We start from the raw sequence: 23,805 nt of genomic DNA on the forward strand, positions 1-23,805 counted from the left end.
CGAGAGGAGGTATGAAATGAACAGATTTTTCCGCAATGCCGGCTTTTACTTATTGATCTTCCTGATCACCGTGGGCATCGTCAACTTCATCACCGGTGAGAAGCAGGATAAGGCTGAAATTACGTACTCCCAATTCCTTGACAAGGCGCAGGCAGGCCAAGTCAAGGATGTCACCGTCACCTCCGAAGGTCTCACCCTGAAACTGCAGGGCAAGCTCTCGGATGACAAGGAGTACATCTCTCGGGCCTTGTTCAGCGAGGACTTCTCGCAAAAGCTGAGCAGCGATCTCGCCAAATCCAACGTCAAAATCAACGAACCGCAGAAAGAATCGGTTTGGCTGACCTTCTTGACGTCGATCGTTCCGTTTATCGTCATGTTCATTCTGTTCTTCTTCCTCTTCAACCAAGCCCAAGGCGGCGGCTCCAAAGTCATGAACTTCGGCAAGAGCCGCGCCAAGCTGTACACGGAGGAGAAGAAGAAAATTACGTTTGAGGACGTCGCAGGTGCCGACGAGGAGAAAAACGAACTCGTCGAAGTGGTTGAGTTCCTCAAAGACCCGCGCAAGTTCGCGGCACTCGGGGCTCGCATTCCGAAGGGCGTACTGCTCAACGGGCCGCCCGGTACCGGTAAAACCTTGCTCGCACGCGCAGTCGCCGGCGAAGCAGGCGTTCCGTTCTTCTCGATCTCCGGTTCCGACTTTGTGGAAATGTTCGTCGGGGTCGGTGCATCCCGCGTGCGCGACCTGTTCGAAACCGCCAAGAAAAACGCACCTTGCATCATCTTCATCGACGAAATCGACGCCGTCGGTCGTCACCGTGGCGCAGGCCTTGGCGGCGGTCATGACGAGCGCGAACAGACGCTCAACCAATTGCTTGTCGAGATGGACGGCTTTGGCGCGAACGAAGGCATCATCATCATCGCAGCGACCAACCGCCCGGACATCCTCGACCCGGCGCTTCTGCGTCCGGGACGTTTTGACCGTCAGATCACCGTCAACCGTCCGGACGTCAAGGGCCGTGAAGCGATCTTGAAAGTCCATGCTCGCAACAAGCCGATCTCTCCGGACATCCCGCTTGAAGCGATTGCCAAGCGCACGCCGGGCTTCACCGGTGCGGACCTTGAGAACGTCTTGAACGAAGCGGCGCTGCTCGCAGCCCGTCAGAACAAGCGCTTGATCGAGACGTCCGACATCGACGAAGCGATCGACCGCGTCATGGCAGGGCCGGAGAAACGCAGCCGCGTCATGAGCGAGCACGAGCGCAAACTCGTCGCGTATCATGAAGCAGGTCACGCCGTCGTCGGCTACCACCTCGAACACGCCGACGAAGTTCACAAAGTCACCATCGTTCCCCGCGGGATGGCGGGCGGTTACACCGTCATGCTCCCCAAGGAAGACCGCTACTTTATGACCCGCTCGGAAATGTACGACAAAATCTCCGGCCTGCTCGGAGGTCGCGTCGCCGAAGAGATCGTGCTCGGCGAGATCTCGACGGGCGCTTCGAACGACTTGGAGCGTGTCACCGCCATCGCTCGCAGCATGGTCACTGAGTACGGGATGACCGATTCGCTCGGCAACTTGCAATACGGTCACCGCCAAGGCGGCCAAGTGTTCCTCGGTCGCGACATCAACGCCGAGCAGAACTACTCGGACACGATTGCGCTCGAGATCGACAAAGAAATGCGCCGCATCATCGACCAATCGTACAACGTCACCAAGGACGTCCTCACCAAGCACCGTGACCAGCTCGATCTGCTGGCACAAGTGCTGCTCCAAAAGGAAACGATCGACAAAGCGACGATCGACTCCCTCATGGAAAAAGGCGTTCTGCCGGACGGCTCCCGCATTGATTTCAACGTAAACATCAAAGCGTCGGACGACAAAGACACGGAAACTTCCGCGTCCACCGACGAGAAAAGCGAATAACGTGTCGGAAAAGGGCATCTCTTACTAGAGGTGCCTTTTTCTTGCATCTGTCCCTAAGGATCAGTACAATAAAAGAAATACTAAACGGCATTAAGGAGTGAGAACGTTTGCGATTAGCTGCTTTACAGAAATTGACGCCCGGCACTACACTGGCTCGCCCAATCTTGGATGAGAAAGGGATGATCTTGCTGGGTTCGGGCGTCGAACTTACGACATTTTTAATCAAGCGGCTCGTTGCAATGGGTATTACTTCTGTCTATATTGAAGATGACCGGACCGGAGACATCGTCGTCGAAGATGTGATTTCAACACAGACACGGCGAGAAGCATTGGGGCTTGTCCACACTTCGATTCAAGATTTGACCGCACCGCAACGTTTGCCGCGGCATTTCCAGCAGAAGCAGATCGGACGGCAGATTCGCGACATGTTCGACGTGATTCTTTCGGAGATGAAATCGAAGCCCAACGCTACGTTTCACCTGTCCAACATTTATTCGACCGACAATTTTCTCTACCATCATTCGGTCAACGTTTCGATCCTCGCGATGGCGATCGGGATGGAGATGGGCCTGACACAGAAACAGTTGCTCGACTTGGGTGTCGGGACTCTTTTGCATGACGTCGGCAAACTGTCGCTTCCCCAAGAGATTCTGAACAAACCGGGGAAACTCACGCCGGAGGAATTCGATGTCATCAAGCAACACCCGATGGTCGGATACGAGATCCTGCGCCAACAGGACGACATCTCGATCCTCTCCGCACACATCGCGCTCCAACACCACGAGAAAATCGACGGCACGGGCTACCCGCGTGGACTCAAGGGAGACGAAATTCACCTCTACGCCCGCATCACCGCCGTTGCAGACGTCTACGAGGCGCTGACGGCAAACCGCGTGTATCGCAAGGGTCAATTGCCGCACCTCGCCCTTGAATTGTTGCTCGGCTCTTGCGGCACGCACTTCCAAACCGACATCGTGCAGAAATTCCTCAAGACCGTCTCGATTTACCCGTTGGGCATGACGGTGACGTTGAACACCGGTGTTGAGGGAGTCGTCACGAGCATCGAACCGCACCACCCGCAGCGTCCGACGATCCGCGTGCTCAAGAACGAGCGCGGAGAAGACCTGAACACCCCGTATGAACTCAATCTCATGGAACACCTGACGACCATGATCGTCGCTTGCGAACAATAGATCGAACTGGGGGATTTGAAACTCATGACCGTCGACCAAACCAACGTACCGAACAAACCGATGAAAAGCGACATCGAGATCGCACAGACGGCGAACCTGTTGCCGATCAAGCAGATTGCCGCAGGAATTGGACTGACCGAGGATGACATCGAGCCCTATGGCAAGTACAAAGCCAAGATCTCGCTCGATGTCTACCGCCGCTTGCAAGCAGAGAACAAAGCGGACGGCAAACTGATCCTCGTCACCGCCATCTCGCCGACTCCGGCGGGTGAGGGCAAGTCCACGACCACAGTCGGACTCGGGCAAGCGCTCGGCAAGAAGCTCAAAGACACCGGCAAGACCGCGATGATCGCCCTGCGCGAACCGTCGCTTGGACCGTCGTTTGGGATGAAGGGCGGCGCGGCCGGCGGCGGGTACTCGCAAGTCGTGCCGATGGAGGACATCAACCTGCACTTCACGGGTGACTTCCATGCGATCACCGCAGCGCACAACTTGTTGGCCGCTCTGATCGACAACCACATCCACCAAGGCAACGTGTTGCGCTTTGACGTTCGCCGCATCACGTGGGGCCGCGTGCTCGACGTCAACGACCGCGCGCTGCGCCAAGTGATCGTCGGACTGGGCGGCGTCGCCAACGGCATCCCCCGCGAATCGGGCTTTGACATCACCGTGGCCTCGGAAGTCATGGCGGTGCTCTGCCTCGCGAGCGACGAACAAGACCTCAAAGACCGCTTGAAAAAGATCATCATCGGCTACAACGTCGACAAAAACCCGATCACCGTCGCCGATCTCGGGGCGGAAGGCTCGATGACCGTCCTGCTCAAAGACGCGATCAAGCCCAACCTCGTACAGACCTTGGAGCACACCCCGGCGCTCGTCCACGGCGGTCCGTTTGCCAACATCGCGCACGGGTGCAACTCCGTCATCGCGACCAAGATGGCGCTTAAACTTGCCGACTACGTCGTCACGGAAGCGGGCTTCGGCGCCGACTTGGGGGCAGAGAAGTTTTTCCACATCAAGTGCCGTCAAGCGGGCCTCAACCCGTCCGCCGTCGTCGTCGTCGCGACCGTCCGTGCGCTGAAAATGCACGGTGGCGTTGATAAAACCGACCTCGCCACGCCGAACGTGGAGGCCGTGACCCGCGGTTTGGACAATCTCTCGAAGCACGTCGAGAACGTCCAGATGTTCAACATGCCGGTCATCGTCGCCGTCAACAAATTCCCGACCGACACCCCGGAAGAGATGGACGTCATCTCGAACTGGTGCGGGCAGTACGGAATCCCGGTCGCGCTCTCGGAAGTCTTCACCGACGGCGGGGACGGCGGGCTCCAACTGGCGGAGAAAGTTCTCGACGTCGTGGAAAACCGCCCGGGCGGTCTGATGTACCTCTACAACCTGGAGGACAGCATCGAAGTGAAAATCGACACCATCGTCCGCGACATCTATGGCGGCGCAGGTGTGCAATACGCGCCGAAAGCGTTGACGACGCTCAAGAAATTGCAGGAGATGGGACTTACGCACCTCCCTGTCTGCATGGCGAAGACCCAGTACTCCTTCTCCGACAATCCGAACTTGCGCGGACGTCCGGAGGGCTTCACGATCACGATCCGCGAACTGCGCGTCTCCGCCGGAGCTGGCTTCGTGGTCGCGGTCACCGGCGAGATCATGACGATGCCTGGCTTGCCGAAAGTTCCCGCCGCGATGAGCATCGATTTGCTTGCGGACGGCAAAATTACAGGATTGTTCTAATAAAAAGGGACTCCGAGGGGCAGACTGCTTCCGAAGGAGTCCCCTTTTTTGGAATTCGACAGATGTTCGACAAATTGACAGGTCCTCTACCAAGCGTTAGAATGCAGTCATATAGCATTTTTTAAAATAGCCCATTACTAACCGAAGGGGGCACTGTCTCTCGATGGCTCAACTTCAAGCGGTACCGAATCGTGAACAGAACGAATACTACGTAGAGCGTCTGCAACAGTTGAAAAAAGAGCGCAACGCGATCATCCTCGCGCATTACTACATGCGTCCGGAAGTCCAAGCGGTTGCCGATTATATCGGGGATTCGTTTGGTCTCTCGCAGAAAGCCCGTGACACCGATGCGGACGTCATTCTTTTTTGTGGCGTACATTTCATGGCGGAGAGCGCCAAGATTCTCAATCCAGATAAAATTGTCCTCATGCCGGATGAACGTTCCGGTTGCCCGATGGCCGACATGGTCACCGGCGAAGGACTGCGCAAGCTGAAAGCGGAACACCCGAACGCCAAGGTTGTCGCCTATGTCAACACCTCGGCTGACGTCAAAGCGGAGACCGACATCTGCTGCACGTCGTCGAACGCTTTGAAAGTCATCGAATCGGTCGACACCGACGAGATCATCTGGGTGCCGGACAAGAACCTCGGGCACTATGTCTCGCAGTTCACCGACAAGAAAATGATCATCTGGCAGGGCTACTGCAACACCCACGACCTGCTGACGCCGGAGGAAGTGCTGGAACTCAAGCGCCAGTACCCGAATGCGCCGATCGTCGTCCACCCGGAGTGCCGTCCGGAAGTCGTCGCACTGGGCGACTACGTGGGCTCCACCACCGGCATCCTCAAATACTGCCGTGAATCGAACTTCGAAGACTATATCGTGGCAACCGAAGAGGGCGTCCGCTACATGCTTGAGAAGGACTCCCCGGAGAAAACCTTCCACTTCGCGTCCCGCTTCATGGTTTGCCCGAACATGAAAGTTCACAACGTCAAGAAAATGGTCCGCGCGCTGGAAACGATGCAACCGCAGATCCATGTCGATCCGGAAGTGGCGGCCAAAGCGAAGCGTTCGCTCGATGCGATGCTCGCGGTCGTTCCGGAGAAAGCATAACCTCATACTTGCTTGATCGGTGAAGGAGATCAGACGATGTTTGCGAGATTCATTGCCAATTTCACTCCGGAGCAGGCGACGGTTCATGACACCGAAGTCATCGTCGTCGGCACGGGGATTGCAGGGCTGTACACCGCTCTGAAAATCGCGGAGTACGCAGACGTCGTGATCCTGTGCAAGAAAGGTCTCACCGAGAGCAATACCAACCGGGCACAAGGGGGAATCGCTGCGGCCATCGCCGAGGGCGATTCCCCTGACTTGCATCGGGAAGACACGTTGATGGCCGGTGCGGGACTGAACTCGCTCACGGCTGTCGACGTGCTCGTTCACGACGGCCCGGACTTGGTGGAAGACCTGATCCAGTTGGGCACGCAATTTGACAAGGAAGGCGAAGACGACCACCTCGCACTCACCAAGGAGGGGGCGCACTCCCGCCGTCGAATTCTGCATGCCAACGGAGATGCTACAGGAGCGGAGATCGTCCGCGCTCTGGCAGCCCAAGTGCGCCAGAACCCGCGCATTACTGTGATCGAAAACGCATTCGCCATCGATTTGATTACGGCGGAGAACGGCTCTTGCAAAGGACTGCTCTACGAACACGAGGGAGCCTTGCGTTACATACGGTCAAAAGCGACCGTCCTCGCCACCGGCGGCGCCGGTCGGATGTACCGCTACACCACGAACCCCGACGTCACGACGGCAGACGGGTTTGCCATGGCGTACCGGGCAGGCGCTCAATTGCAGGACCTTGAATTTATCCAGTTCCATCCGACGGTCCTCGTCTATCCGGGAGCGCCGCGCTTCTTGATTTCAGAAGCGGTGCGCGGAGAGGGCGCCGTCTTGCGCAACGCCGCGGGCGAGCGCTTCATGCCGGCCTATCATGCATTGGAAGAACTGGCTCCGCGCGACATCGTGGCTCGTGCCATCGTCTCGGAGATCGAGAAAACCAAATCGACCTACGTCTACCTCGACATCACGCACCAGCCGCCGGAATTGATCAAGTCGCGCTTTCCGACGATCTATGCGTTTTGCTTGAGTTACGGACTCGACATGACGACCGACTGGATTCCGGTGGCACCGGCCCAGCATTACGTCATGGGCGGGGTCAAGACCGACCTCTACGGCGAGACCAACGTCCGCCGATTGTTCGCATGCGGCGAGGTCTCTTGCACCGGCGTTCACGGAGCGAACCGCTTGGCGTCCAACTCGCTGTCGGAAGCCATCGTATTCGGCAAGCGGATTGCCGAGCGCGTGCAAGCCTTTTTGGACGAGCCGTGCGAGCATATCGGGTTGCCGACCGTTCCGACGCGCTACCCAAGCCCGGTGGAGATGATCGAAGACCGCAAACTGCATCTGCAAAAAGTGATGGTCCGCTATGTCGGCGTCAAACGCACCAAGGAATCGTTGGAGCGGGCGCTTGCCGAGATGGGCCGTCTGGCGCCGATGTTGTCGCATGCCTACAGCAAGCCGTCCGAGTGGGAGTTCATCAACTTGTTGACGGCCGCGATGCTGACGGCACAAGCGGCTCTGTTGCGCGAAGAATCTCGGGGCGGGCATTATCGCAACGACTTCCCGAAACAAGATGAGCAATGGTTGAAGCACATCGTATTCCAACATGGGATCGGTGTCATTGAAGAGGGGTGCTAACGAATGAAGTTGGATCTACATTCCATCGAAACCATCGTGCGCAACGCACTGACTGAGGACATCGGGTTTGGCGATATCACCACCAACTCGATCGTACCGACGGAAAAGCAAGGCGTGGGGCAACTCGTGACCAAGGAACCGGGCATCATCGCCGGTCTTGACGTAGCCGAGTTGACGTTCCGTCTCGTTGATCCGACTTTGACCATCGTCCGTCATGCAGCGGACGGCGACCAAGTGCCCAAGGGCCAATTGTTGATGGAAGTGACCGGGTCGGCGCGTTCGATTCTGACCGGGGAGCGTGTGGCGCTGAACTTCCTGCAGCGAATGTCCGGCATCGCGACTCGCACCTCGAAGTTCGTCGAGCTCGTGCGCTACTACAACGCCAAGATCGTCGATACCCGCAAGACCACGCCGGGCCTGCGCGTGCTGGAGAAGCACGCCGTCGTCGTCGGTGGCGGACGCAACCACCGCTTCGGGCTGTTTGACGCGGTGTTGATCAAGGACAACCACATCGAGATCGCAGGCGGAGTCAAGCAAGCGATCATCGCGGCACGCCACCAGATTCCGCACACCATGCGCGTGGAAGTGGAAGTCGAGAACATGGAACAGATCGACGAAGCGCTGGAAGTCAAAGCGGACATCATCATGCTCGACAACATGACGCCGGAACAAATGGACGTAGCTGTCGAGAAGATTGCGGGCCGTGCGCTTGTGGAAGCGTCGGGCGGTGTCACCGAAGAGACCATCGTAGAAATCGCCAAGACCGGCGTGGACTACATCTCCATCGGCGCGCTGACCCACTCGATTAAGTCGCTCGACATCTCCTTGGATATCGAAGCGAAGTAAGGAGTCTACTCGGATGATTCTCGTATTGGATGTAGGCAACACCAACATCACCCTCGGGGTGTTCAAGGACCGAGAGTTGCTCGTCCACTGGCGCATCGCGACCATCCGCGAACGCACCGAGGACGAGATGGGCATCTTGATCAAAAACCTGTTCGCAGACCGCGGCTTCAACCATGAGGACATCGAAGGCGTCGCGATCTCGTCTGTCGTACCGCCGCTGATGTTCGCATTGGAGCGCATGTCGATCAAATACTTCGGCCACAAGCCGATCACCGTCGGGCCGGGCGTCAAAACCGGCCTGAACATCAAGTACGAAAACCCGCGTGAAGTCGGAGCCGACCGCATCGTCAACGCCGTTGCTGCACTGGAAAAGTACGGCGCGCCGCTGATCATCGTCGATTTCGGCACGGCGACCACCTTCTGCGTTCTCAATGAAAAGGGCGACTACATGGGCGGCGTTGTCGCACCGGGGATCGGGATCTCCACGGAGGCTCTGTACAACAAAGCGGCGAAACTCCCGCGCATCGAGATCGCGCGTCCGCCGAGCGTCGTCGGGCGCAACACCGTCACGTCGATGCAGTCGGGCGTCCTCTACGGGTTCACCGGCCAAGTCGACGGCATCGTCGGGCGCATCAAAAAGGAATTCAACTTGCCTTTCAAAGTCGTCGCCACCGGCGGCCTGTCAGGTCTGATCGCAGCAGAATCCTATGAGATCGAGATCAAGGACGACGACCTGACGTTGGACGGATTGCGCATCATCTGGGACATGAACCAAGAGAAAGGGGTTTCGTAACATGGCAGTAAGACCTGTAGTGCTGGAGGGCGAACCGGTCCTGCGCCAAGTGGCGGACGAGGTTCAGAACATTGACCGCGAAATCCACAAACTTCTCGACGACATGGCAGACACCATGTACGAATACCACGGGATCGGCCTCGCCGCCCCGCAAGTCGGCGTACCGCTTCGTGTGATCGTCGTCGATTACGGCGACGAGTACGGCGGTCTGATCGAGATGATCAACCCCGTCATCACCGAAAAAAGCGGCTCGGTCGTCGACGTCGAAGGGTGCCTCTCCATCCCCGGACTGCGCGGCCACGTCGAGCGCTTCGACAAACTGACGATCCGCTTCAAGCAACGGGACGGCGAGACCTACGAGATGAAACCCGAAGGCTACTTCGCGCGCGTTTTCCAGCACGAAATCGACCATCTCGACGGCATCTTGTACACAGACAAAGCCATCGACACCTTCCCGGTTGACGAAAGTGAACAAATCCCGGAAGACGAACAATAAGGTACATTTGCAGAAATTGTCTGGCAAAAACGCCCTGTGTGCTATAAACTAGTGAAAAAGCCCCTGCTTGTAGGCAGGGCTTTTTTTCTGCAGCATACAGGGGGAGTTGAGCAGCATTGTCGGACAAACACTTGGAAGACACGGTCAGCAAAGTGGTCTCGTTGATGGAACGCATGCTCGACCTGCAAGACCGCATGGTGAAGCAGATGGAGACGGTCACGGCCCAAGTCGAAGAATTGCAAGTGCGTCTCGACGAAATTGCGCCGATTGCACCCAAGAGCAACCGCCTGAATTGAACAGGTATCCGCACGTCGAAAAATTTTGGTTGCCAGACTTTTTTGCCGTGTGGTAACCTACTGGTAGATATCGAAAACGTTTTCGATACTACATCTAGAAAGCGTTTTCGGAGGTGGGAGAAGTGGGTCCAACAATCAAGGATGTAGCGAAGGAAGCCGGCGTTTCCATTACGACGGTCTCCCGCGTGCTCAACCAATATTCGGACGTCAATCCGAAGACTCGCACCAAAGTTTTGAAGGTGGTCGAACAACTCGGCTATCAGCCGAACTCGGTCGCCAGGTCGTTGGTGATGAAGCGCACGCAAACCGTCGGCTTGGTCGTTTCCGACCTCTCGCGTTCCCGCAACGGCCATCACTTCATGTTCGATGTCCTCTGCGGCATCAACGACCGCGTGCAGGAACTGGGCTATGATCTGGTTCTGTTCTCCACCTCGACCACCGCGCAGAAGAAAACACCCTATATGGACTTTGTTCGTCAGCGCCGCGTTGACGGTGTGCTGATGATGGGGATTCGCCTCGACGACCCGTATACACACGAAGTGGTGGAAGCCAGCGTCCCGAGCGTTTTGATCGACGTGCCGTTGGTTTCGGACACCTGCTCCTATGTCACCACCGACAACGTGGCAGGCGCCACGATGGCGATTCAACATCTCGTGGAATTGGGACATCGCCGAATCGGCTTCGTCAACGGCCACGCCCAAGCTGCCGTTTCCAAGGAACGCTTGCAGGGGTACCGGATGGCGCTCGAAGAGGCGGGAATTGCGTACGACCCCGAGCTCGTCTACTACGGCAACTTCGAACAGCAGGACGGTGCCACCGGCGTTGCAGAGCTGATGGAGAAATTCGAGGACCTGTCCGCCGTATTCTTCGCCTCTGACCTGATGGCGTTGGGCGGAATCAAATACTTGCAGAGTCTCCAACTTCGCGTCCCGGAGCGCATGTCGATCGTCGGCTATGACGACATCGAGTTGGCCGCCATGATGCAACCGATGCTGACCACCGTGCGCCAGACGCGCTACGAGATGGGACAATCGGCTGCCGAGACCTTGATTCGGATGCTGGAACAGAACGAAAAGGGACGGGGCATCGTCTTGCCGCCGGAACTTGTCGTCCGCGAGACAACTTCGAAGCATGGAGTGAACCTTTCACACATATAAGAGATAGAGAGAGACCGAAAACGTTTCCGACCAGTTGGAACCGTTTTCTATTTAGAGTTTGTCGAAAACGTTTTCGGAAAACGCTTTCGGTCTCCGGCCAGGAGGAATGAGATGGACTACCAAGTGATCAAAGAGAACGACTTGTTTTTGCTCACCAACAACCGCGGCGATGTACGGCCGGACGACGACTTGATTCTCGGTCTGTTCACCGACGATACCCGCTTTCTGAGTCGCTTTGATGTACTCGTCGAGAATTTGGAGATGATTCTGCTCTCCTCCCGCGTCTCGCATGACTTTATCGGCCGCGTCAAACTGACCAACAAGGAACTTGTCGAGAACCACGAAGTCAAAGTCTGGCGCGAATCGATCAATCTCGAACGCAAGCGATTTATCTCGCAAGGCGTGCTTTACGAGCAGCTGCTTTTCCGAAACTACAACATCCACTCGGTTCCGCTCTCCGTGCGAGTGGACGCCGACTCCGATTTTGCGCACATGTTCACAGTGCGCGGCTACGAAGACTCGGCACACGGCGAGTTTCTGCCGGTGGAGTCGCTGACGGACGGAGTCCGTTTTTCCTACAACGGCAAGGACGGCGTCAAGCGTCGCACTCATTTGCAGGCATCTCCGGCTCCGACCGACATCACGGCAGACGGATCGCTTCGCTTCCTCTTCGAACTCGCCCCGCAAGGCACGCACGAAATAATGCTTACCGTCGTGCCTGAGATCGACGGCAAGCAAGGCGTGGTGCAAGACCCGACCCTGGCACTCGCGGAACTCAAAGCTTCCTACGAAGAGTGGCAGAGTGAGATCACCGAAGTCATCACCGACAACTCCGCTTTCAACGCGCTCTATAAACGCTCGACCCACGACATGTTCGCGCTCTTGACGAACCTCGGAGACGGACGATTCCCGACGGCGGGAGTCCCGATTTTTGCCGTTCCTTTTGGGCGAGATTCGCTGATCGCCGCGTGGCAGATGGCGGCCGTCCATCCGGAGATCATGCGCGGCACGCTCAAGACGATGGCGCGTCACCAAGGTACGAAGATCGACCCGTGGCGCGAGGAGCAACCGGGCAAGATCTTGCATGAAATTCGCTACGGCGAACTCGCCAACTTAGGCGTCATCCCGCACGCCCCGTACTACGGCTCCATCGACTCCACGCCGCTGTTCCTCGTCCTCGCAGCCGAGTATTTCGACTGGACGGGAGACGAATCGTTCTTGCGCGAACTGCTTCCGAACCTCGAAGCGGCGCTTGCGTGGATTGATCAATACGGCGACCGTGACGGAGACGGTTTTGTCGAGTACTACCAAGAATCGAGTAAGGGCTGTGCCAACCAGAATTGGAAAGACTCCGGCGATTCGATGGTCCACCGCGACGGGACGCTGGCCAAGGCCCCGCTTGCTCCGTCTGAAGTGCAAGGCTACGTCTACGATGCCAAACTTCGCCTCGCCCGACTCTTCGAACTCCTCGGACTCGGGGAAAAAGCAGATCGTCTCCGAAGCTCCGCGTCTCAACTAAAGTCGCAATTTGCCGACGCTTTCTGGATGGAAGACCAACAATACGTCGCAATGGCTCTCGACGAGAACAAAGCCCACGTCGGCTCCGTCTCGTCCAACCCCGGCCATTGCCTGCTGTCGGGCATCCTCACCGACGACCAAGCTCGAAAAGTCGCAGATCGGTTGCTGTCCGACGACCTCTTCACCGGCTACGGCATCCGCACGCTCTCGGCGAGCGAGAAAGCGTTCAACCCGATGAGCTACCACAACGGTTCCATCTGGCCGCACGACAACTCGCTGATCGTGATGGGGTTGAAAAAATACGGCTTCCACGAACACGCCGACCGCGTTATGGAAGGTTTGATCGACGCCGCCGCACACTTTGCGTACGACCGCCTGCCTGAATTGTTCTGCGGCTACAGTCGAGAGGACGAAGACCCGGTTCCCTACCCGGTCGCTTGCTCTCCGCAAGCCTGGGCGGCGGGCACCCCGCTGACGTTCGTGCGCGTCATGCTCGGCCTGATGCCAACCGTCGCCGACGGAGTGATTCGCATCTCGCCGTCGCTTCCCAAGGGCTTGAACACCATGCAAGTTCGCAACCTGCGAGTGGGCAACGGGTCCCTCGACCTGTTGATACAAAAATACAACGACAGTCACACCACTTGGAAAGTGCTTCGAAACACCACCGGATTGCAAGTCATCTCCGGCTAAAAACAAGGGGGAATCACTGCGATGAAAAAGAAAAACGTCATCACCGGCATTCTGGCAACCACTCTGGCCATGACCGCGCTCGTCGGCTGTTCCAGCTCCACGTCCGACACGAGTGACAAAGGCAGCACCTCGGGCGACAAATTCACCCTGCGCGTCGGCGGCTGGTCGTCCTCGCCGCAAGAGCAAGCGATGCTCGACAAGCAAATCGCAGGCTTCAAGGAAAAACACCCGAACATCGACGTCAAATTCGAGCCGGTCGTCGGCGACTACTTGCAGAAGCTCCAACCGATGATCGCGTCCAAGACCGAACCGGACATTTTCTACCTCGACGCAAACGTTGCGCCGGACTTCATGGACAAAGGCGTCATCGAACCGATCGACGACCTCGTCAAAAAGCACAACGTCAACCTCTCCGACTACGAAGACGCAGCCGTCCAAGCGTTCCAATGGAACGGCAAGACCTACGGCCTGCCGAAAGACTATAACACCCTCGCTCTGTTCTACAACAAAGAAATGTTCGACAAAGCGGGCATCACCGCACCGCCGAAGACGTGGGACGAACTCAAAACCGACGCTGCGAAATTGACCAAGGACGGCGTCACCGGCTTCTCGATTTCGGCAGAACTCCCGCGCTACCAACCGTTCCTCGTGCAAGCGGGCGGCTCGGTCTACACCGACGGCAAACCGACGTTGAACAACCCGGCGAACACCACGGCGCTGGACTTCATCTACAAAGACATGATGGGCAAAGACAAGATCGCCGCCTACCCGAAAACGCTCGGCGTGGACTGGTCGGGTGACGCATTCGCCACCAACAAAGCGGCGATGGTCGTCGAAGGCTCCTGGTTGATCCCGCACATGGCGCAAAAAGCCCCGAACACCAAGTACGGCATCGCCGAACTCCCGGTCAAAGAAGGCGGCAAACCGTCGAACATGATCTTCACCGTCGCCTATGCGCTGTCCAAAAACTCCAAGCACAAAGACGACGCCATGGACCTGATGGCGTACCTGACCGGCACCGAAGGTCAAAAAGTCACCGTCGAAGGCGGTCTCGCCCTCCCGACGATCAAAGCGATGGGCAAGGAATACTCCACCAAGTACCCGGAGCGTGAAGCGTTCGTCAAAGGCGCGTCCTATGCGCAACCGTTCCAATACGGCGTCATCGGCTCCAAACTGACCGATGCGGCAAACAAAGCGGCGGAAGCGATCGTTCTCGGGGCACAACCGGACGGGAAAGCGGCGCTCGAAGAAGCACAAGGCAAGCTGAAGTAAGGATGTTTTTTTGAAAAAAAGGCCCGTCGCACGGCGGGTCCTTTTTTCCACATCCGTACTCCACAGCAGGAGAGGGAGGGGAGAAGATGCGCACACGCGGGGATTTGGCAACGGGGTATCTGTTCGTGTTGCCGGTTGTCGTCTCGTTGGCGGTCTTTTTGATCGGGCCGATCATCTATGCACTGTATATCTCATTTCATCATTTCTCATTCTTGGCTCCGGACCAAGCGACTTGGGCGGGGCTTAGCAATTACACGAAACTCTTCCACGACCCGCGCTTCATCCGGGCGCTTGGCAACACCAGCCTGTATTCGCTGGGTGTGGTTCCGATTCAGATTGCGATTGCGCTGATGCTCGCGTTGATCGTCGATTCGAAGATCAAAGGCAAGACGCTGTTTCGCGTCGTGTACTTTCTGCCGACCGTCACGTCCACCGTCGCCGTCTCCGTCATGTTCATGTACTTATTTAAAAACGACGGCCTCGTGAACCTGTTCCTCTCCAAAGCGGGCATCCCGACGTTTGACTGGTTCAATTCGCTGACGTTCGCCTTGCCGGCGGTGATGGGGATGGCAATCTGGACGACCGTGGGACAGTTCATGGTCATCTACCTCGCGGGGCTGCAAGACATTCCGCAAGAGCTCTACGAAGCGGCGGAAGTGGACGGAGCGACGCCGTGGCAACGGTTGCGTTTTATTACGTGGCCGATGCTCAAGCCGACGACGTTTTTCATCTTGATCATGTCGATTATCGGGACGTTCCAAGTCTTTGACCAGATGTACGTCATCTCCAAGGGCGAGGGCGGACCGCAAGATCGGACGTTGACCGTGGTGTTCTACCTCTATCGTTCGGCGTTCAAGGACTTCGACATGGGGTATGCGTCGGCGATGGCGTTCGTGCTGTTCCTGATCATCCTCTTGCTGACGGTGATTCAGCGCAAATTCTTCAAAGAAGAGACCAACTAAGGAAGGGAGACCAAACAGATGAAAAAAATTCTGCGCATCCTGTTCTACTGTGTGGTCATCGGGTATGCGGTGCTGACCCTGATCCCGTTTCTGTGGTCGGTTCTCACGTCGCTGAAATCCACGCCGGACATGGATAAGTTCTGGGTGCCGGTCTCAAGCCTTACGTTTGAAAACTACTCCTACATCATCACAAAGTTCCCGTTTTTCCGCTGGCTGATCAATTCTGCGATCGTCGCGGGCGCGGTCACCGTCGGGAACTTGTTGTTCAACACGTTGGCAGGCTATGCGCTGGCGAGAATCAAGTTCCCCGGACGGGGATTGATCTTCTACATCGTGTTGGCCGTGATGATGGTGCCGGGCCAAGTCGTGATGATTCCGGTGTACATTATGCTTGCGAACTGGGGCTGGATCAACACGTACCAAGGGTTCATCATCCCGTTCCTGACCTCGTCGTTCGGCATCTTCATGATGAGGCAGTTTTTCCTCGCCTTGCCGGTCGATTTAGAGGAAGCGGCGCTGATCGACGGACTCTCGCGCTGGGGAATCTTTTTCAAAATCGCGTTGCCGCTCGCCAAGCCGGCGCTTGCGGCGCAGACGATCTTCATGTTCCTCGGCAACTGGAACTCCTTCATGTGGCCGTCGCTGCTGGCGTCGTCCGACGACATGTACACGCTCCCCGTGGGGCTGAACTCGTTCCACTGGCAATACGTCGCCTACTGGAACCAAGACTTGGCGGGCACGATGTTCATGACGGTGCCGATGCTGATCGTGTTCCTCCTCTTCCAGAAGTGGTTCATCAAAGGCATTGCGACCTCCGGTCTCAAATAAGTACCCGAAAAGCGGCACAATCACTGTGTCGCTTTTTTATGCAATCGTTTGCCCCGAGGGGTATACTAAAGGGAAACAAGCACTTGAATGGAGGACTTTCTACATATGGAACGCAAGTGGTGGAAAGAAGGAACCGTCTACCAAATCTACCCGCGCAGTTTTGCGGACTCGAACGGGGACGGCATCGGCGACATCCCGGGCATCATCACGAAACTCGACTACCTCAAAAACCTCGGCATCGACATCATCTGGCTGAGTCCCGTCTACAAGTCTCCCAACGATGACAACGGCTACGACATCTCCGACTACCAAGACATCATGGACGAATTCGGCACCATGGCGGACTGGGATAACCTGCTCGCCGAACTGCATGCGCGCGGCATGAAACTGATCATGGACCTCGTCGTCAACCACAGCTCCGACGAACACCGCTGGTTTGTGGAGTCCCGCAAATCCAAGGACAATCCGTACCGCGACTACTACATCTGGCGTGCGGGCGAGGGAGATCGCGAGCCGAACAACTGGGAGTCGATCTTCTCCGGCTCGGCGTGGCAGCACGACGAACTCACCGACGAATACTTCCTGCACCTCTTCTCCAAAAAACAACCGGACCTCAACTGGGAGAATCCCAAAGTCCGCGATGAAATCTACAACATGATGACGTGGTGGCTCGACAAAGGTGTGGACGGGTTCCGCATGGACGTCATCAACATGATCTCCAAAGTCGAAGGCTTGCCGTCTGCACCGGCCCAAGAGGGACGCAAATACGCAGGGGGCGGCGACTACTTCATGAACGGCCCGCGCATCCACGAATACATGCGTGAAATGAACGAAAAAGTGCTATCCAAGTACGACATCATGACGGTCGGCGAAACCCCGGGCGTCACGCCTGAGCAGGCGATTGACTACGTCAATGAAGACCGTCATGAGTTGCACATGCTGTTCCAATTCGAGCTCATGGACGTGGACTCGGGCCATGGCAAATGGGACATCATCCCGTACAAACTGACCGATCTCAAGCGAATCCTATCCAAGTGGCAATACGGCCTCGGGCACGGCAAGGGTTGGAATTCCCTCTACATGAACAACCACGACCAACCGCGCATGGTCTCGCGTTTTGGCAACGATGAGACGTACCGTCTTCAATCTGCCAAGATGTTGGGCACGCTCCTGCACACCCAACAAGGAACGCCCTACGTCTACCAAGGCGAAGAACTCGGCATGACGAACGTCAAGTTCGACTCGATCGACCAATACAAAGACATCGAAACCCTAAACATGTACCACGAAAAAGTCCATGAACAGGGCGTCGACCCGGCCCACGTCATGTTGACCATCTACATCAAGGGACGAGACAACGCGCGCACGCCGATGCAATGGGACGACAGCGCCAACGCCGGTTTTACAACCGGAACCCCGTGGATCGAAGTCAACCCCAACTACACCGAAATCAACGCAAAGCAAGCGGTCTCCGACCCCAACTCCATCTACAACTATTACAAACGACTCATCCGAACGCGCAAAGACAACCTCGTCCTCGTCTACGGAGAATTCGACGAGCTGCTCGCAGACAGCGAGACCTTCTACGCGTACACGCGCACGCTCGACAACGAGCGAGCCCTGGTCGTGCTCAACTTCACGGCCCAAGACCAAACCTTCACCTTGCCGTCCGAAATCACCTACACCGGCTTCGAGCTCCTCATCAGCAACTACGACCTCGACGCCACCCAAGACATTCGAACCTTCACCACCCGTCCCTACGAAGCCCGCGTCTACCGCCTCGTCTAAAAGGTTTTCCCTTCGGCGGGCAGAGGGCGTGGCGCCGAAGGGAGGGGACCTGTTTGGAGGAGCGAGTTCTCTTTGAGGGTGAACTTCCCGAAAAGGGTGTCTGAGCGGGGCAAACAGGTCCCCGACCGCAGGCAAACCACCATCCCCCCACCGGCAGGGTTTATCCCCCGCCGAACTTAGGCCCTCGCACCCCCACCATCAGCCGTTTCAATCCCCCTTCCTTCACAATATCTTGGTAGTACACCACGTGAAAGAAGGGAAAAAGAAATGGCATTTGGCGCTTACACCCGCTGGGCAGTTGTATTCTTGATCATTTTCGTCCTGTTCCTCCTGCTGACCCCGGTTTGCTACCCGGTCACCACCACGACCACTCACTGCGACTAATCGCACGAAACACGGCACAAAAAGGGACAGCCCACAGACAACGGGCTGTCCTTTTCTCTGCTTATTTCCATGGAAATAATCAACCACAAAACTTCCCTCCTTTTTCATTCCCCCTCCCCCCACCCAAAATCCCACAAAAGTACCCCGCCCTCTCCACACACCCCCCTACCAAAACTCCACACCCACCCCCACACTCCACCCATACGATCAACGAAAAAACTAAAAATGACGAAAAACGTCGAAAAACCACTAAAACCCTCAAAATATAAGGGAATTTGCATCCTTTACGTTAAAAAGGAATTTCCCCACTAGGAAGCGAATTACATCAAGTATTGGAAATGGTTTGCAAGAAAGGGGTCAAATCGATCATGGAACGCAAAGATAAGAAGGTACTCATCGTGGACGACCAATACGGCATCCGCGTTCTCCTCCAAGAAGTGCTCGACAAGGAAGGCTACACGATCTTCCAAGCACCCAATGGTGTCACGGCCCTTGAGATCGTCAAAGAACACCAACCCGACCTCGTGCTTCTCGATATGAAAATTCCCGGCATGGACGGACTTGAGATTCTCCGCCACATCCGCACCATCGAACCGGACACCAAAGTCATTATGATGACCGCATACGGCGAACTCGACCTGATCAAAGAAGCGACCGTACTCGGTGCGATCACCCACTTCACCAAGCCTTTCGACATTGACGAACTGCGCCAAGCTGTCAACGCGCAACTCGTTTCCTAAGGAGGGCGTCCCCGATGAACAAAGTCGAAACGGCCATGATTCGTCTGCGCATGAGTTCTCATGACGCACATTACGGCGGAGACCTCGTGGATGGCGCCCGCATGCTCGGGCTCTTCGGAGACGTCGCAACGGAGCTCCTGATTCGCCTCGACGGCGATGAGGGACTTTTTGTTGCGTACGACAAAGTTGAATTCAAAGCTCCTGTCTATGCAGGAGATTACATCGAAGCCCACGGCACCGTCACCCAAATCGGCAATACCTCGCGCAAAATGGAGTTCCACGCCTACAAAGTCATCCGCGCGAACATTGACCCGTCCAACCCGTCGGCAGCCGAACTGCTCCAAGAGCCGATCCTCGTGACCTACGCGAGCGGAACCTGCGTCACACCCAAGGACAAACAGCGTTTCAAGAGGGAGGACTAAACTCATGGAGAAGCTGATCATCACCGTTGCCCTCGACGGAGCGGAAGTTACCCGTGAGCACCAACCGAACCTGCCGCTCAGCCCGGACGAAATTGCAGAAGCCGCCTACGAAGCGTGGAAAGCCGGAGCTTCCATCGCCCACGTTCACGCTCGCGACGAACAAGGCAACCCCTCGCAAGACAAGGAAATCTACCGCCAGATCATCGAAAAAATCTCCGCCAAGTGCGACATCATCGTCCAAGTCTCGACCGGCGGTGCTGTCGGCATGACTCCCGAGGAACGCTTGCAACCTGTCACGCTCAAACCGGAGATGGCAACGCTCACCGTGGGCACCGTCAACTTCGGCAACGACGTGTTCATGAATACCCCGACCGATATCGAAATCTACGCCAAAGCGATGCAAGACCACGGCGTGCGACCGGAATTGGAGATCTTTGACGTGGGCATGATAACCAACGCGATGCGCTTGGTTAAACAGGGCCTCGTCTCCGAACCTGTGCACGTTGACTTTGTCATGGGCGTTCCCGGTGCCATCGCCGGAACCGTGGACAACCTCCTGCACATGGTCCGCCAACTTCCGGCCGGAGCTACGTGGACAGTCGCCGGCGTCGGCCGCGTGCAATTGCCGTTGAACACGATGGCGATTCTGCTCGGGGGCCACGTCCGCGTAGGTTTCGAAGACAATGTCTACTATGAAAAAGGCGTGCTGGCAACCAGCAACGCTCAATTTGTGGAACGGATTGTCAGACTTTCCAAGGAATTGGGTCGAGAAGTCGCAACCCCAGCAGAGGCGCGAAAAATCTTGGGCCTCGCCCCTGTAAATGTTGGGTAAAAAGCGGTATGATGAAGTGGAAACCAGATCTCTAGACATACAGACAGAAACCAAATTCATTGATAGGACGGAGGAGGCTACATAATGGCATTTGCATCCTTTAAGGAAGTTCTTCTTGACGGTCTCAAAAATGGCTATGCAGTCGGTCAGTTCAACATGAACAACCTCGAGTTCACGCAAGCGATCGTCGAAGCGGCGAACGAAGAGAAGTCCCCGGTCATTCTCGGTTGCTCCGAAGGCGCAATCAAGTACATGGGCATCGACTACACCGTCGCGATGGCACGCGTCGCTGCAGAAACCGCGAAAGTTCCGGTCATCCTGCACCTCGACCACGGCCCGAGCTTCGAGTACGTCGTCAAGTGCGTACGTGCAGGTTTTTCCTCGATCATGATCGACGCGTCGCACTACGCGCTCGAGCAGAACATCGAACTGACCAAGCGCGTCGTTGAACTGTGCCACCCGCTGGGCATCGAAGTAGAGGGCGAACTGGGCCGCATCGGCGGTACCGAGGACGACCTGACTGTCGATGAGCGCGACGCAACGCTGGCTCTGCCGGCAGAAGCGAAACGTCTGGTCGAAGAATCCGGCATCGATGCACTCGCTCCGGCGATCGGTTCCGCGCACGGCGTCTACGTCGGCACCCCGAAACTGGCATTCGATCGTCTGGAAGAAATCCGCGACCTGCTCCCGACCACCCCGATGGTTCTCCACGGCGGTTCCGGCATCCCGGACGAAGACATCCGCAAAGCAATCTCGCTTGGTGTTTCCAAGATCAACGTCAACACCGAAAACCAAATCGCGCTGACCCAAACGATCCGTGAGATCTTTGCGAAAGACGCGAAAGTATACGATCCGCGCAAATACCTCGGCCCGGGCAAAGCTGCGATCAAAGAAGTCGTCAAGGAAAAAATGCGCCTGTTCGGTTCTTCCGGCCGCGCGTAAGAGACGGGTCTTTATCACATCCTAGAACATGAGGAGGGGGATGACCCGTGAAATTTTTCATCGACACCGCCAATGTAGCGGACATTAAAAAAGCGGCGGAACTCGGCGTAATCGCCGGCGTTACCACCAACCCGTCGCTCGTTGCGAAGGAAGGCGGCGACTTCCACGCGATGTTGCGCGAAATCGTGCAAATCGTAGATGGACCGATCTCCGCAGAAGTAATCTCGCTGGATGCAGAAGGCATGGTCGAAGAAGGCCTGAAGCTCTCCGAAATCCATCCGAACATCACCATCAAGCTTCCGATGACGCTCGAAGGTCTGAAAGCGTGTCACCAGTTCTCGAAGCGCGGAATCAAAACCAACGTCACGTTGATTTTCTCCGCGAACCAAGCGCTGATGGCAGCTCGTGCAGGCGCTACGTTCGTTTCGCCGTTCCTCGGTCGTCTGGACGACATCTCGACGGACGGCATGGGCTTGATCAACGACATCGTGCAGATTTTCGACGTACACGGCATCGAAACCGAGATCATCGCGGCTTCGATCCGTCATCCGATGCATGTTACCCAAGCGGCTCTCGCTGGTGCGCACATCGGCACGATGCCGTACAACGTGTTGACCTCTCTCGTCAAGCATCCGCTCACCGATGCCGGTATCGAGCGTTTCTTGGCAGACTGGGATAGCATGAAGAAATAAACAAACACTAAGCTTCACTTCCAAGCACCTTCTCTCAAGGGAAGGTGCTTGTTTTTTCTTGTGTAAGGAACGAAAGGGGCATGACCTCGTTATGAACGCATCTTCGTGGGTCCCGTTGGGAGCCAGCCTGATCTCGTTGTGGTTTGCTGTGCTGCTGTTCCGTCAGTACACCGGCCGTAAGAGACTGTTTCAATTGTGGTGGTCGATCTCGATGTTGTCGTATGCGTGTGCGTCGTTTGGCGAGTTTTACGCGCTGGCATTCGGTTGGAGTTCGGCGATGTACAAATTTTATTACTTCAATGCGGTCTCACTTGTCGCGATCATGGCGGTGGGGGAGATGTATATGCTGTTTAAAGCCAAGGTCGGACACCTCTACTTGGTGGTCATGATCGCGTTAATGGCAGCGCTTGCATTTTTGCTCACCACGGCGGTGCCCGACCCGGCCGTTATGGGGCACAACGATGCGGCGATCGGCGGCAACGCATTGCCCAAGGGCTCTGTGATCCGCTCGGTGTTCCCGCCGATTCTCTCAGGGGTCGGAGGAATGATCTTGATCTTCGGACCGCTCTGGTCGTGGTGGAAGACACGCTTCACCGGCAACTGGTTCATCGCGGCGGGGGCGGTCATTCTCTCGCTGGTGGGTCGTTTGGCGGTGCTCGGCTACCCGGAATGGCTGCCGCTTGGCGAATTGGTTGGGATCGTCGTGATCTTCTACGGCGTATTCGGCTGGTCGCGTGTAAAAAAAGCATGATATGATAGGTCAGACAGCTATAGGAAAAGGGGAATGAACTTCATGAGCAACATGATGGACGCACGACAAATTATCGAATTCATTCAGAAAAGCGAAAAGAAAACTCCGGTTCAAGTACATATCAAAGGCACCGACCTCGAAAGCATCGACTTCGGCGCAAATTCGAAGACCTTCATCACCGGCGGTGTCGGTGTGATCTTTGGCGACTGGAAAGAAATCGGCCCGGCTCTCGAAGCGGCCGGCGACAAAGTCGTCGATTACGTCGTGGAGAACGACCGCCGCAACTCGGCGATTCCGCTGCTCGACATGAAAAACATCAAAGCTCGCATTGAGCCGGGCGCAATCATCCGCGACCAAGTGGAGATCGGGGACAACGCAGTCATCATGATGGGCGCTTCGATCAACATCGGCGCTGTGATCGGCGAAGGCACGATGATCGACATGAACGTCGTCATCGGCGGTCGCGGTACGGTCGGGAAAAACTGTCACATCGGCGCAGGTTCTGTCATCGCAGGCGTCATCGAGCCGCCGTCCGCACTGCCGGTCGTCATCGAAGACGATGTTCTCGTGGGCGCAAACGCCGTCATCCTCGAAGGCGTTCGCGTAGGCAAAGGCTCGGTCGTCGCAGCAGGTGCAATCGTGACCCAAGACGTTCCGGCTGGAGTCGTCGTCGCAGGGGCTCCGGCGCGCGTGATCAAAGAGATCGACGCGAAGACCAAGTCCAAGACGGAGATCATGCAAGAACTGCGTCAACTGTAAGGGGAGTACG

General features: G+C 56.5%; 22 protein-coding genes. All 22 read left to right on the top strand.

Going from position 1 to position 23,805, the window contains the following annotated elements:
• Window positions 1-16: 16 nt before the first annotated feature.
• The 22 genes from ftsH to dapD all read left to right on the top strand — a co-directional run bounded on the left by ftsH (window position 17) and on the right by dapD (window position 23,795).
• On the top strand, window positions 17-1,924 hold the full coding sequence (gene ftsH, locus JJB07_RS01855) for an ATP-dependent zinc metalloprotease FtsH (RefSeq protein ID WP_201630639.1): 1,908 nt from the start codon (window positions 17-19) through the stop codon (window positions 1,922-1,924).
• A 107-nt stretch (window positions 1,925-2,031) separates the two neighbouring features.
• Complete coding sequence (locus tag JJB07_RS01860; RefSeq protein ID WP_201630640.1) at window positions 2,032-3,117, top strand: HD-GYP domain-containing protein; 1,086 nt, start codon at window positions 2,032-2,034, stop codon at window positions 3,115-3,117.
• Window positions 3,118-3,141: 24 nt separating this feature from the next.
• Window positions 3,142-4,866, top strand: a complete 1,725-nt coding sequence (locus JJB07_RS01865; protein WP_201630641.1) for a formate--tetrahydrofolate ligase — start codon at window positions 3,142-3,144, stop codon at window positions 4,864-4,866.
• 163 nt (window positions 4,867-5,029) lie between these two features.
• Complete coding sequence (gene nadA / locus JJB07_RS01870; RefSeq protein ID WP_201630642.1) at window positions 5,030-5,980, top strand: quinolinate synthase NadA; 951 nt, start codon at window positions 5,030-5,032, stop codon at window positions 5,978-5,980.
• A gap of 36 nt (window positions 5,981-6,016) precedes the next feature.
• Window positions 6,017-7,627 carry an L-aspartate oxidase gene (nadB, locus tag JJB07_RS01875; protein WP_201630643.1) on the top strand — a complete coding sequence of 537 codons (1,611 nt, stop codon included), beginning with the start codon at window positions 6,017-6,019 and terminating at the stop codon, window positions 7,625-7,627.
• Between the two features lie 3 nt (window positions 7,628-7,630).
• Window positions 7,631-8,473 (top strand): carboxylating nicotinate-nucleotide diphosphorylase, encoded by an 843-nt coding sequence (gene nadC / locus JJB07_RS01880; protein ID WP_201630645.1) that lies wholly within the window; start codon window positions 7,631-7,633, stop codon window positions 8,471-8,473.
• A 13-nt stretch (window positions 8,474-8,486) separates the two neighbouring features.
• Complete coding sequence (locus JJB07_RS01885) at window positions 8,487-9,266, top strand: type III pantothenate kinase (protein WP_201630647.1); 780 nt, start codon at window positions 8,487-8,489, stop codon at window positions 9,264-9,266.
• 1 nt (window position 9,267) lies between these two features.
• Window positions 9,268-9,762, top strand: coding sequence for a peptide deformylase (gene def, locus JJB07_RS01890; RefSeq protein WP_201630649.1), 495 nt, complete (start codon window positions 9,268-9,270; stop codon window positions 9,760-9,762).
• Window positions 9,763-9,878: 116 nt separating this feature from the next.
• Entirely contained in the window at window positions 9,879-10,058 is a 180-nt protein-coding gene (locus tag JJB07_RS01895) for a hypothetical protein (protein ID WP_201630651.1), read from the top strand.
• 122 nt (window positions 10,059-10,180) lie between these two features.
• Window positions 10,181-11,215 carry a substrate-binding domain-containing protein gene (locus JJB07_RS01900; protein ID WP_201630652.1) on the top strand — a complete coding sequence of 345 codons (1,035 nt, stop codon included), beginning with the start codon at window positions 10,181-10,183 and terminating at the stop codon, window positions 11,213-11,215.
• A gap of 111 nt (window positions 11,216-11,326) precedes the next feature.
• A complete protein-coding gene (locus tag JJB07_RS01905; RefSeq protein WP_201630653.1) occupies window positions 11,327-13,423 on the top strand; it encodes an amylo-alpha-1,6-glucosidase in 2,097 nt (698 codons plus the stop codon).
• A gap of 21 nt (window positions 13,424-13,444) precedes the next feature.
• The gene (locus JJB07_RS01910; RefSeq protein ID WP_201630654.1) at window positions 13,445-14,695 is read left to right on the top strand and encodes an ABC transporter substrate-binding protein; all 1,251 of its coding nucleotides are present in this window, start codon (window positions 13,445-13,447) and stop codon (window positions 14,693-14,695) included.
• Between the two features lie 86 nt (window positions 14,696-14,781).
• Complete coding sequence (locus JJB07_RS01915) at window positions 14,782-15,657, top strand: carbohydrate ABC transporter permease (RefSeq protein WP_201630655.1); 876 nt, start codon at window positions 14,782-14,784, stop codon at window positions 15,655-15,657.
• Window positions 15,658-15,675: 18 nt separating this feature from the next.
• Window positions 15,676-16,485, top strand: a complete 810-nt coding sequence (locus JJB07_RS01920) for a carbohydrate ABC transporter permease (RefSeq protein ID WP_201630656.1) — start codon at window positions 15,676-15,678, stop codon at window positions 16,483-16,485.
• Between the two features lie 105 nt (window positions 16,486-16,590).
• Complete coding sequence (locus tag JJB07_RS01925) at window positions 16,591-18,273, top strand: glycoside hydrolase family 13 protein (protein WP_201630657.1); 1,683 nt, start codon at window positions 16,591-16,593, stop codon at window positions 18,271-18,273.
• Window positions 18,274-19,025: 752 nt separating this feature from the next.
• Complete coding sequence (locus JJB07_RS01930; protein ID WP_201630658.1) at window positions 19,026-19,397, top strand: response regulator; 372 nt, start codon at window positions 19,026-19,028, stop codon at window positions 19,395-19,397.
• A gap of 14 nt (window positions 19,398-19,411) precedes the next feature.
• A complete protein-coding gene (kal, locus tag JJB07_RS01935; protein ID WP_236587556.1) occupies window positions 19,412-19,819 on the top strand; it encodes a 3-aminobutyryl-CoA ammonia lyase in 408 nt (135 codons plus the stop codon).
• Window positions 19,820-19,823: 4 nt separating this feature from the next.
• Window positions 19,824-20,651: a 3-keto-5-aminohexanoate cleavage enzyme gene (kce, locus tag JJB07_RS01940; RefSeq protein WP_201630660.1), complete on the top strand. Its 828-nt coding sequence runs from the start codon at window positions 19,824-19,826 to the stop codon at window positions 20,649-20,651.
• A gap of 84 nt (window positions 20,652-20,735) precedes the next feature.
• Window positions 20,736-21,593: a class II fructose-1,6-bisphosphate aldolase gene (gene fba / locus JJB07_RS01945; RefSeq protein ID WP_201630662.1), complete on the top strand. Its 858-nt coding sequence runs from the start codon at window positions 20,736-20,738 to the stop codon at window positions 21,591-21,593.
• A gap of 47 nt (window positions 21,594-21,640) precedes the next feature.
• A complete protein-coding gene (fsa, locus tag JJB07_RS01950; protein ID WP_201630664.1) occupies window positions 21,641-22,285 on the top strand; it encodes a fructose-6-phosphate aldolase in 645 nt (214 codons plus the stop codon).
• 91 nt (window positions 22,286-22,376) lie between these two features.
• Window positions 22,377-23,036 carry a hypothetical protein gene (locus JJB07_RS01955; RefSeq protein ID WP_201630666.1) on the top strand — a complete coding sequence of 220 codons (660 nt, stop codon included), beginning with the start codon at window positions 22,377-22,379 and terminating at the stop codon, window positions 23,034-23,036.
• 42 nt (window positions 23,037-23,078) lie between these two features.
• Window positions 23,079-23,795, top strand: coding sequence for a 2,3,4,5-tetrahydropyridine-2,6-dicarboxylate N-acetyltransferase (gene dapD / locus JJB07_RS01960; RefSeq protein ID WP_236587557.1), 717 nt, complete (start codon window positions 23,079-23,081; stop codon window positions 23,793-23,795).
• The last annotated feature ends 10 nt before the right edge of the window (window positions 23,796-23,805 follow it).

It is taken from the genome of Tumebacillus amylolyticus (genome assembly GCF_016722965.1).
GTDB classification, from domain to species: domain Bacteria; phylum Bacillota; class Bacilli; order Tumebacillales; family Tumebacillaceae; genus Tumebacillus; species Tumebacillus amylolyticus.

What these genes read in the sequence shown, in the direction of transcription:
- ftsH (WP_201630639.1), top strand. Translation starts at nt 17, where the DNA reads ATGAACAGATTTTTCCGCAATGCCGGCTTTTACTTATTGATCTTCCTG.
- JJB07_RS01865 (WP_201630641.1), top strand. Translation starts at nt 3,142, where the DNA reads ATGACCGTCGACCAAACCAACGTACCGAACAAACCGATGAAAAGCGAC.
- nadA (WP_201630642.1), top strand. Translation starts at nt 5,030, where the DNA reads ATGGCTCAACTTCAAGCGGTACCGAATCGTGAACAGAACGAATACTAC.
- nadB (WP_201630643.1), top strand. Translation starts at nt 6,017, where the DNA reads ATGTTTGCGAGATTCATTGCCAATTTCACTCCGGAGCAGGCGACGGTT.
- nadC (WP_201630645.1), top strand. Translation starts at nt 7,631, where the DNA reads ATGAAGTTGGATCTACATTCCATCGAAACCATCGTGCGCAACGCACTG.
- JJB07_RS01885 (WP_201630647.1), top strand. Translation starts at nt 8,487, where the DNA reads ATGATTCTCGTATTGGATGTAGGCAACACCAACATCACCCTCGGGGTG.
- def (WP_201630649.1), top strand. Translation starts at nt 9,268, where the DNA reads ATGGCAGTAAGACCTGTAGTGCTGGAGGGCGAACCGGTCCTGCGCCAA.
- JJB07_RS01905 (WP_201630653.1), top strand. Translation starts at nt 11,327, where the DNA reads ATGGACTACCAAGTGATCAAAGAGAACGACTTGTTTTTGCTCACCAAC.
- JJB07_RS01910 (WP_201630654.1), top strand. Translation starts at nt 13,445, where the DNA reads ATGAAAAAGAAAAACGTCATCACCGGCATTCTGGCAACCACTCTGGCC.
- JJB07_RS01915 (WP_201630655.1), top strand. Translation starts at nt 14,782, where the DNA reads ATGCGCACACGCGGGGATTTGGCAACGGGGTATCTGTTCGTGTTGCCG.
- JJB07_RS01920 (WP_201630656.1), top strand. Translation starts at nt 15,676, where the DNA reads ATGAAAAAAATTCTGCGCATCCTGTTCTACTGTGTGGTCATCGGGTAT.
- JJB07_RS01925 (WP_201630657.1), top strand. Translation starts at nt 16,591, where the DNA reads ATGGAACGCAAGTGGTGGAAAGAAGGAACCGTCTACCAAATCTACCCG.
- JJB07_RS01930 (WP_201630658.1), top strand. Translation starts at nt 19,026, where the DNA reads ATGGAACGCAAAGATAAGAAGGTACTCATCGTGGACGACCAATACGGC.
- kal (WP_236587556.1), top strand. Translation starts at nt 19,412, where the DNA reads ATGAACAAAGTCGAAACGGCCATGATTCGTCTGCGCATGAGTTCTCAT.
- kce (WP_201630660.1), top strand. Translation starts at nt 19,824, where the DNA reads ATGGAGAAGCTGATCATCACCGTTGCCCTCGACGGAGCGGAAGTTACC.
- fba (WP_201630662.1), top strand. Translation starts at nt 20,736, where the DNA reads ATGGCATTTGCATCCTTTAAGGAAGTTCTTCTTGACGGTCTCAAAAAT.
- JJB07_RS01955 (WP_201630666.1), top strand. Translation starts at nt 22,377, where the DNA reads ATGAACGCATCTTCGTGGGTCCCGTTGGGAGCCAGCCTGATCTCGTTG.
- dapD (WP_236587557.1), top strand. Translation starts at nt 23,079, where the DNA reads ATGAGCAACATGATGGACGCACGACAAATTATCGAATTCATTCAGAAA.